Raw genomic sequence first — 3,020 nt, forward strand, 5'->3', positions numbered from 1 at the left:
GGCGGGTGCGGGTGCGGGGGCGGCGACGGCCGGGCCTGCGGCCCGGCGGCGGCCGGAGCCGGGCGCGGCCAGGGTGTCGGCCTCGGAGAGCCGGGCCAGTTCGGCCAGTTCGGCCAGCTCCGCCACGGCGGCCAGCTCGGCGAGTTCGGCCGGGGGCCTGTCGCCCTGGCGGCCGGGACCGGTGGCGGCGTCCGCGCCCCGGCGGCGCCGGCCGGCCCGCCGGCTCCCGGCGCGCGGGGCGGGAACCCCGGCGTCCGGGTCTGGGAGCGTGGCCCCGGGATCCGCCGTCCCGGCCGTCCAGGCCGGGAGCTCGGCCCCGTACGCCTCCGGGACGAGACCGGCACGGCGGTGACTGCCCTGCGTATCGCTCACGACGCTCGCTCCACTGGTGATCCGGCACCCCCGGGTTCGGGCACGGCACCCTAGCGGAGGAGTCGTCACGCTCCAAAGTCGGACGGACACCCAGCGTGTCGGAGCGGCGGGGCGGGGCCCCTCGTGGATCACCGGTGGACGGGCCGGTTCAGTAGGCGAAGGCGCGCGCCGTATTGGTGGCCAGCGCGGTGGCCATCGCGTCCTCGTCGATGCCGCGGACCGCCGCCATCGCCCGTACCGTCAGCGGAATGAGGTACGGAGCGTTGGGCCGTCCGCGGTAGGGCGCCGGGGTCAGGTAGGGCGCGTCGGTCTCGACGAGCACCAGCTCCAGCGGGGCCACGGCCAGCGCCTCGCGCAGCGGCGCCGCGTTCTTGAAGGTGACGGTCCCGGCGAAGGACATGTAGTACCCGGCGGCGGCGCACTCGCGGGCCATGTCGGCGTCCCCGGAGTAGCAGTGGAAGACGGTCCGCTCCGGGGCGCCCTCTTCGCGCAGGACGCGCAGTACGTCCGCGTGGGCTTCGCGGTCGTGGATGACGAGTGCCTTGCCCTGCCGTTTGGCGATCTCGATGTGGGCGCGGAAGGAGCGCTCCTGCGCGGCCATCCCTTCCGGGCCGGTGCGGAAGTAGTCCAGCCCGGTCTCGCCGACCGCCTTCACGTGGTCGAGGGCGGCGAGCGCCTCGATCTCGGCGAGCGCCTCGTCCAGCGCGCCCTCGCCGCCGCCGGCCCTGGCTCCCTGGCGCGACCAGCCTCCCCCAGCCCCAGGGGGCTGGGAGGTGCCCCCAGGATCCCCGAGGACGATCCGGGGGGCTTCGTTCGGGTGGAGGGCGACGGCCGCGTGGACGTTCTCGTACGCAGCGGCGGTCTCGGCGGCCCACCGGGAGCCCTTCACGTCGCAGCCCACCTGGACGACGGTGGTCACGCCGACCGAGGCGGCCTTCGCGAGGCCCTCCTCGACGGTGCCCGCCTGCATGTCGAGGTGGGTGTGCGAGTCCGCCACCGCCACCCGGAGGGGTTCGGGCAGCGGAGGCAGTGCGTCCTTGGAGGCGGAGGAAGGGCTCATACGGCCGATCTTATGACCGGCGGAAGATGCCCATCAGGCGGGAGAGCGGGCCCCGGCGCTCCTGGGCGCGGTCGACGGCGACGGGCCCGGGGGAATCGTGCGTCCCCTTGCGGGGCTTCGGGGTCCGGGGGACGTCGGCCCCGGCCGGCACCGGTCCGGCTATCCCGGGGGCGATGCGGTGGTGGTAGAGGTGGTCGATCATGCCGAGCACCGAGGAGACCTGGCCCGCGCGCATGATCCGTACGACGTGTCCGCCGCAGTTCATGCAGGTCGGGTTGGACAGCGGGGAGGGCACCCGCTCACCGTTGACCGTGTACATGATGAACGGCTCGCCCCGGCCGTCGACGTGGTGCTCGATGGCGTACCCCTGCTCCCAGGCGTACCCGCACTTCATGCACGCGAAGGAGTAGGCCTCGTACACGGTCTGCACGCCGGGGCTGGGTACGGCGGCAGGGACTTCGGCGGGGACGGGTACCGGGGTGTCAGCGATCTCACTCATGCCAGCTCCTCTTGTTCCACTGGTGCCATGGCCAGTGGACGCCTCTTCAGGCGGGAGCGCATCGGGCCCTGTCCAGTGTTGGACGGTCTTTGGGCGAGTCCATGCCGAAAGCGCCCGGTGCGCGGTCTGAGCTTTGCCTTTCAGGTTATCCCTTTACCGAATTACGGCATCTTTTGTGCCGCATTCTTTGCCGCGACCACCGCGTCGAACACCTCGCGCTTGGGTACCCCGGCCTCGGCCGCGACCGCCGCGATGGCCTCCTTGCGCCGCTCCCCCGCCTCCTCGCGCACCTGCACCCGGCGCACCAGCTCCTCGGCGTCCACGTCGCCGGGTCCGGCGGCGGGGGCGCCCTCCACGACGACGGTGATCTCCCCGCGCACCCCTTCGGCGGCCCAGGCCGCGAGCTCGCCGAGCCCGCCGCGCTTGACCTCCTCGTACGTCTTCGTCAGCTCGCGGCAGACCGCGGCCCGCCGCTCGGCGCCGAAGACCTCGGCCATCGCGGCGAGGGTGTCGTCGAGCCGGTGCGGGGCCTCGAAGTAGACGAGCGTGCGCCGCTCGCCCTCGACCTCGCGCAGCCGGCCGAGGCGCTCGCCCGCCTTGCGCGGCAGGAAGCCCTCGAAGCAGAACCGGTCCACCGGCAGCCCGGACATCGCCAGCGCGGTGAGCACGGCGGACGGCCCGGGGACGGCGGTGACCTTGATGTCCTTCTCCACCGCGGCGGCGACCAGCCGGTAGCCGGGGTCGGAGACCGAGGGCATGCCGGCGTCGGTCACGAGCAGCACCCGCGCGCCGCCGGCCAGGGCCTCGACCAGCTCGGGGGTGCGCGCGGACTCGTTGCCCTCGAAGTACGAGAGGACACGCCCGGTGGTGTGCACGCCGAGTCCCTGGGTCAGCCGGCGCAGCCGCCGGGTGTCCTCGGCGGCGATCACGTCGGCCCGCTCCAGCTCGGCCGCGAGGCGCGGCGGGGCGTCGGCGAGGTCGCCGATGGGGGTGCCGGCGAGGACGAGGACGCCGTCAACGGAGGTGGTCTCGGTACCGCGGGGCTGGTCAGTTGTCACCCTTTCCCTTAACACCATCGGACGCTCCCGC

3 protein-coding genes and 1 pseudogene are annotated in these 3,020 nt (G+C 73.9%); all 4 read right to left on the reverse strand.

Going from position 1 to position 3,020, the window contains the following annotated elements; translation table 11 throughout:
- Positions 1 to 372: pseudogene (locus PV721_RS42495) on the reverse strand (hypothetical protein); the annotation flags it as partial.
- A gap of 148 nt (positions 373 to 520) precedes the next feature.
- Positions 521 to 1,432 carry a TatD family hydrolase gene (locus PV721_RS42500; RefSeq protein WP_319734124.1) on the reverse strand — a complete coding sequence of 304 codons (912 nt, stop codon included), beginning with the start codon at positions 1,430 to 1,432 and terminating at the stop codon, positions 521 to 523.
- 10 nt (positions 1,433 to 1,442) lie between these two features.
- On the reverse strand, positions 1,443 to 1,931 hold the full coding sequence (locus PV721_RS42505; protein WP_416371293.1) for a hypothetical protein: 489 nt from the start codon (positions 1,929 to 1,931) through the stop codon (positions 1,443 to 1,445).
- A gap of 161 nt (positions 1,932 to 2,092) precedes the next feature.
- Positions 2,093 to 3,007 carry a 16S rRNA (cytidine(1402)-2'-O)-methyltransferase gene (gene rsmI / locus PV721_RS42510; protein ID WP_319734128.1) on the reverse strand — a complete coding sequence of 305 codons (915 nt, stop codon included), beginning with the start codon at positions 3,005 to 3,007 and terminating at the stop codon, positions 2,093 to 2,095.
- Between the last annotated feature and the right edge of the window lie 13 nt (positions 3,008 to 3,020).

The sequence above is a fragment of the Streptomyces sp. MB09-01 genome, assembly GCF_033794505.1.
Taxonomy (GTDB): domain Bacteria; phylum Actinomycetota; class Actinomycetes; order Streptomycetales; family Streptomycetaceae; genus Streptomyces.

Coding starts and splice junctions, on each gene's coding strand:
- PV721_RS42500 (WP_319734124.1), bottom strand. CDS start 1,432: ATGAGCCCTTCCTCCGCCTCCAAGGACGCACTGCCTCCGCTGCCCGAA.
- PV721_RS42505 (WP_416371293.1), bottom strand. CDS start 1,931: ATGAGTGAGATCGCTGACACCCCGGTACCCGTCCCCGCCGAAGTCCCT.
- rsmI (WP_319734128.1), bottom strand. CDS start 3,007: ATGGTGTTAAGGGAAAGGGTGACAACTGACCAGCCCCGCGGTACCGAG.